This window comes from Aeromicrobium sp. Root495, from assembly GCF_001426755.1.
Taxonomy (GTDB): Bacteria; Actinomycetota; Actinomycetes; order Propionibacteriales; family Nocardioidaceae; genus Aeromicrobium.
Map to the genome: position 1 here is coordinate 653285 of NZ_LMFJ01000001.1, position 5082 is coordinate 658366.

The 5082-nt window shown below is 73.1% G+C and carries 4 protein-coding genes and 1 tRNA gene; 4 read left to right on the forward strand and 1 reads right to left on the reverse strand.

The window, feature by feature from the left end; all coding sequences use genetic code 11:
• Positions 1-162: 162 nt before the first annotated feature.
• A complete protein-coding gene (locus ASD11_RS03410; RefSeq protein ID WP_056283296.1) occupies positions 163-705 on the reverse strand; it encodes a (d)CMP kinase in 543 nt (180 codons plus the stop codon).
• A gap of 56 nt (positions 706-761) precedes the next feature.
• Between ASD11_RS03410 and ASD11_RS03415 the strand changes: the two genes are divergently transcribed.
• From ASD11_RS03415 to hrpB, 4 genes are all read left to right on the forward strand, one after another.
• Positions 762-838: transfer RNA gene (locus tag ASD11_RS03415), tRNA-Pro, on the forward strand.
• A 257-nt stretch (positions 839-1095) separates the two neighbouring features.
• Positions 1096-1911 (forward strand): LPXTG cell wall anchor domain-containing protein, encoded by an 816-nt coding sequence (locus tag ASD11_RS03420; protein WP_056283299.1) that lies wholly within the window; start codon positions 1096-1098, stop codon positions 1909-1911.
• Positions 1912-2056: 145 nt separating this feature from the next.
• Positions 2057-2386, forward strand: a complete 330-nt coding sequence (locus tag ASD11_RS03425; RefSeq protein WP_056283302.1) for a YciI family protein — start codon at positions 2057-2059, stop codon at positions 2384-2386.
• Between the two features lie 35 nt (positions 2387-2421).
• Complete coding sequence (hrpB, locus tag ASD11_RS03430; RefSeq protein ID WP_082554146.1) at positions 2422-4944, forward strand: ATP-dependent helicase HrpB; 2523 nt, start codon at positions 2422-2424, stop codon at positions 4942-4944.
• The last annotated feature ends 138 nt before the right edge of the window (positions 4945-5082 follow it).

Below are 5082 nucleotides of genomic sequence, written 5' to 3' on the forward strand. Positions count from 1 at the left end.
CCGCTCGAGGGATCGTCGTCCGCTCGACTTCCTCACCGCGTAGCCCTCCCGCTGGGGAGCGGACGCGTCACTCATGGGCCGCCGCGGCTTGGCCGCCGGTCGAGGGCGGTCGTCCGCACCAGGTGGCCCGGCGGATGCCAGACATCGAGCCGGCGCGCGGGCCTACTCGACCTCCACCCGCACGTCCGCCGCTCCCGCCGTCCCTTCTGCGGGGAACAGCCGACGCTCCTGAGCCGCCCACACGTCCCACCAGGGCTCGTAGGCCTCGCCGTCCCTCGACATCGCCCGCTCCCGACGGAGCGACTCAGGTCCGTCGAGCCACACGAGGACGCTCAGGAACGGTCGCACCACCCGGGAGCCGCTGCCGCACCCGTCGAGCACCAGGACCGGCGGTGGCTCGATCGCCATGGGCTTGCTGGGCCGGTCGCGGACCCAGCTCCACCGAGCGGGTCTGGCCACCTCGCCCACGGAGAGGGGCTCGAGCACGTCGTGCACCAGGATCCCGGGAACCCTCTCGAGGCCGTGCCATCCCGGCACCAGCTCGTCCACCCGAAGAAGGGTCGCGCCGGTCCGCTGGGCGAGGTCCGCTGCGAGCACCGACTTCCCGGAGCCGCTCGGTCCGTCGACGGCCACGACCTGGGTCCTCCCGCACACGGCGGGCCGCGAGGCGAGCAGCTGTTCCACGAGCACCACGGGATCTGCCACGCCGTCAGGGTAGGCGAGGGTCCGGCGTAGGATGACGCACGCCGCGTGAGCGGCACCGGGATGTAGCGCAGCTTGGTAGCGCATCCGCTTTGGGAGCGGAGGGTCGCAGGTTCAAATCCTGTCATCCCGACCAGTGGTCCTCCGGGGTCCGAAGACACCGGCGGGTGCCGCGCGGCCCCTCCCTTCACAGTGGCGCATCGCGCCGCTACCGGCTCGTGCCGCCGTGGGCTGCAGGGCCGTTCGAGACGGTCCTTCCGGGATGACGAAGTTGTGCGCAACTTGTGCGTGACTTTTGATCGGGGTCTGCGTTGAGGTGATCAGACCGCACGGCCGAGCCGTCGGCCGTGCGGTGTCACTCCCTCCCAACCTCCCTCCCGATCGGACCCCGCGATGAAGATCTTGACTGCACTCGTCCTCGTCTGCGCCACCCTCCTGCCCGCCACCAGCGCCCCCGCAGCGGTGGCAGGGCCGGCCTCCTCGACCTTGGTCTCCGCCAAGGACGACAAGCCCGACAAGCCCGAGAAGGCCAAGCCGAAGCCCAAGAAGACCAAGAAGCCCAAGAACCCGGACAGCTCGCGGGGCGGCAACCCGCCGGCGAACTCCAACGGGAAGGGCCGCGCCAAGGCGCCCGGCCAGGTCAAGAAGGGCGCGGGCTCGAACGGCACCGCCACCGGGAACGCGGGCCAGGGCAACGGCAACGGCAACGCCAACCCGCGATCGGAGAACGAGAACAAGAAGATCACGTTCTGCCACGTCCCCCCGGGCAACCCCGACAACGGCCACGCCATCACCACCTCGGTGAACGCCATCACGCCGGGACACACCAACCACGCCGGCGACATCATCCCGCCGTTCAGCTACACCAAGCAGGGCAAGCTCGTCTCGTTCCCCGGCCAGAACTGGGGCCCCGACGCCCAGGCGATCATCGACAACGACTGCAAGACGCCCGACGCGTCCTCGACCGACCCGAGTGCTGACCCGAGTGCTGACCCGACGCCCACCGAGGGTCAGGTGGAGTCGGCCAACCAGGATCTTCCGGCCAAGGCCGTGGCCTCGGCGACCGACAAGTCCTCGCGCACCGGCTTCGTGGACGGGCTGCTCCCCAACACCGGTGGCGGCCGACTGGCGGTCCTGCTGGTCGGGCTGGCCCTGCTCGCCGGCGGTGCGCTGCTCCTGGTCCGCCGTCGGTCGGCGCTGAGCGACTAGGAGACACCACGCCGCTCGGCTCGTCCTCGGGGGACGAGCCGAGCGGTGTCCTGTTCGCCACGGCCGCCGTCGCCGTCCGCGCCGCGCGGGTGCGTGCGTCGCGGCCCGGCCGTAGCGTGAGCCCCACGGACATCCGGGGGGACACATGCCGAAGTTCTTGACCATCGGGTACGGCGACGAGGCCGGTTATGAGGGCACCGCGCAGAGCGTGCGCGACGCAGCGCACCGCCATGACGCGGCCCTGCTCGAGGCCGGCGCGATCATCGGTCGCGCCGACGCTCCGCTGCAGGTGCGGAACCACGACGGCGCCGAGGTCGAGGTCCGCGAGGGCGCCTTCCTCTCCTCGGAGCTACCTCTGGCCGGGTTCGCGATCATCGAGGCGCACTCGCTCGACGAGGCCGTGCGACTCGCCTCCCAGGCTCCCTGCGCCGTCGCCCAGGGCGTGGTGGAGGTCTGGCCGCTCGAGCTGGGCTGAGCCGTCGCTCGTCGGACTGCGTTAGGTTCGGCGGCGTGCGACCCGACCCGGTCCGGCAGCTGCTGGACGACCCGCCCGACCTCCCGGTCGTCGGAGGGCTCCCGGCGCTCGTCGAGGCCCTGCGCGATGGTGGCGTGGCCGTCGTCCAGGCGCCGCCCGGCACCGGCAAGACGACGCTGGTCCCGCCCGCCGTCGCCGACCTCGTGACCTCGCTCGGCGCGGGGGGCCGTGTTCTGGTGACCCAGCCGCGGCGCATCGCCGCCCGTTCGGCGGCTCGGCGCCTGGCCGGCCTCCTGGACCAGCCCGTGGGCGAGACGGTCGGCTACTCGGTCCGAGGTGACCGCAAGGTCGGACCTGCGACCCGGGTGGAGATCGTGACGACGGGGGTGCTCCTGCGCCGGCTGCAACGCGACCCGGAGCTGCCCGGCGTGGCCGCGGTCGTGCTGGACGAGGTCCACGAGCGTCAGCTCGACGCCGACCTGACGCTGGCCTTCCTGCTCGACGTCAGGGCCACGGTGCGGGACGACCTCCTCCTCGTGGCGATGTCGGCGACCATCGAGTCCGAGCGCATGGCTGCCCTCATGGCGCGGGGGACCGAGCAGACCACCATCCCTGTGGTCGACGTGCCGGGGGCGCTGCACCCCGTCGCCGAGCACTGGTCGGCTCCCCCTCCGGGGGTGCTGCCCACCGATGAGCGCGGGGTGCCTCAGCGGTTCCTCGACCACGTGGCGGCGACCGTCCGTCACGCGCTGACCTCGGATCCTGGCGACGCCCTGGTCTTCCTGCCCGGTGTGGGCGAGGTGGAGGGCGTGATGCGCCGACTGGGCGGTCTCGACGGCGTGGACGTCCTTCCCCTGCACGGCCGACTCATCTCCCGGGAGCAGGACCTCGCCCTTGCGGCCGGACAGCGCCGCAGGGTCGTGGTGTCCACCGCCGTGGCCGAGTCCTCGCTCACCGTCCCGGGGGTGCGGATCGTGGTGGACGCGGGCCTGTCGCGAGAGCCCCGGACCGACCAGGTCCGCGGCCTGCCTTCCCTGGCCACGGTGCGGGTCAGCCGATCCTCGGCGGACCAGCGGGCGGGCCGCGCCGGACGTGAGGCGCCGGGTGCCGTGCATCGTTGCTGGTCCCGCGCCGACCACGGGTTCCTGGCCGACCATCCCTTCCCCGAAGTCGCGGTGGCCGACCTGACGGGGTTCTGCCTCGAGCTCGCCGCGTGGAGCGACGTCAGCGGCGCCGGGCTGGCGCTGCTCGACACGCCACCCACCGCTGCCGTGGAGTCCGCGCGCTCGACCCTCCTCGAGCTGGGTGCCATCGACGAGTCCGGAGCGATCACACGGAGGGGCCTGGCCATGGCCCAGGTCCCCGCCGACCCGCGTCTGGCTCGGGCCCTGTTGGACGGGGCGGAGTCGGTAGGCGCACGGCGCGCCGCTGAGGTGGTGGCCATGCTCGCTGACGACGTCCGCGCGCCCGGGGGCGACCTGGTGGCGGCCCTGCGGGCTCTTCGTCGGGGCGGCCCCGCGGCGCGCTCCTGGTCGGAGTCGGTCCCGAGGCTCGAGCGGCTCGTGCCGGGGGAGGGGCGGCACGAGCCGCGCACCTCCATGTCGGACGACCTCGCGGTCGGCACCGTGGTGGCACTCGCTCACCCGGGGCGCATCGCGCGCCGGCGTCCGGGCGGCTCGTCCTACCTCATGGTCTCGGGCACCGGCGCCTCGTTTCGGACCGCCGACCCGGCCCTGTCCGGCGTGCCGTGGATCGCGATCGCCGACGCGGAGAGGCGTTCGGGGGCGCGCGACGCGACCATCCGCTCGGCGGCTCCCATCGACGAGGACACGGCCCTCGACGCTGCCTCCGCGTCGTGGCGCGAGTCCGACGAGGTGACCTGGACCGAGGGTCGCGTCGTCGCGCGTCGGGTCATTCGTCTCGGCGCGATCGAGCTGTCGTCCGTGGCCCTGAACGAGCCTCCGGCCGAGGCGGTCGCCGCCGCGGTCGCCGACGGGCTGTCGCGTGACGGCCTGGGCGTCCTGCCCTGGAACGAGAAGGCTGTGGCTCTGCGTCGGCGGCTTTCGTTCCTCCACCAGGCGCTCGGCGAACCCTGGCCCGACGTGAGCGACGAGAGCCTCCTGGCCGGGGTCGAGTCCTGGCTGGGCCCCGACCTCGCTCGGGTCCGACAGGGTCGCGACCTCGCTCGGATCGACGTGCTCGGCGCCCTGCGCCGGCTGCTGCCCTGGCCGGCCGCCGGCCGGCTCGACGAGCTGGCCCCCGAACGACTGACCCTGCAGAACGGGAGGTCCGCCTCCGTGAGGTATGGCGACTCGGGCACGGAGCAGCCTGTGGTGGCCCTGCGGATCCAGGATGCCTTCGGCTGCACCGCCACGCCCCGTCTGGCGGAAGGCCGGGTCCCGGTCCTGCTGCACCTGCTCACCCCCGCCCGCCGTCCGGCCGCGGTGACGGCGGATCTCGAGTCGTTCTGGGCCGGCCCCTACAAGCAGGTCCGTGCCGAGCTCCGGGGTCGCTACCCCAAGCATGCGTGGCCGGAGGACCCCACCGCCGAGTCGTGACGGACCGGCAGGGTTCTGACGGGTCAGCACGGATCTGCCGGCCGGAAGCGGGGGTTGCGCTGCCAGGTGCTGTGCCCGGGTGGTCTCCACTCGACGTGTCCGTCGGGTGCGATGTGGTGTTCCCAGTGGTGGTCGTGG

What these genes read in the sequence shown, in the direction of transcription:
- ASD11_RS03420 (WP_056283299.1), top strand. Translation starts at nt 1,096, where the DNA reads ATGAAGATCTTGACTGCACTCGTCCTCGTCTGCGCCACCCTCCTGCCC.
- ASD11_RS03425 (WP_056283302.1), top strand. Translation starts at nt 2,057, where the DNA reads ATGCCGAAGTTCTTGACCATCGGGTACGGCGACGAGGCCGGTTATGAG.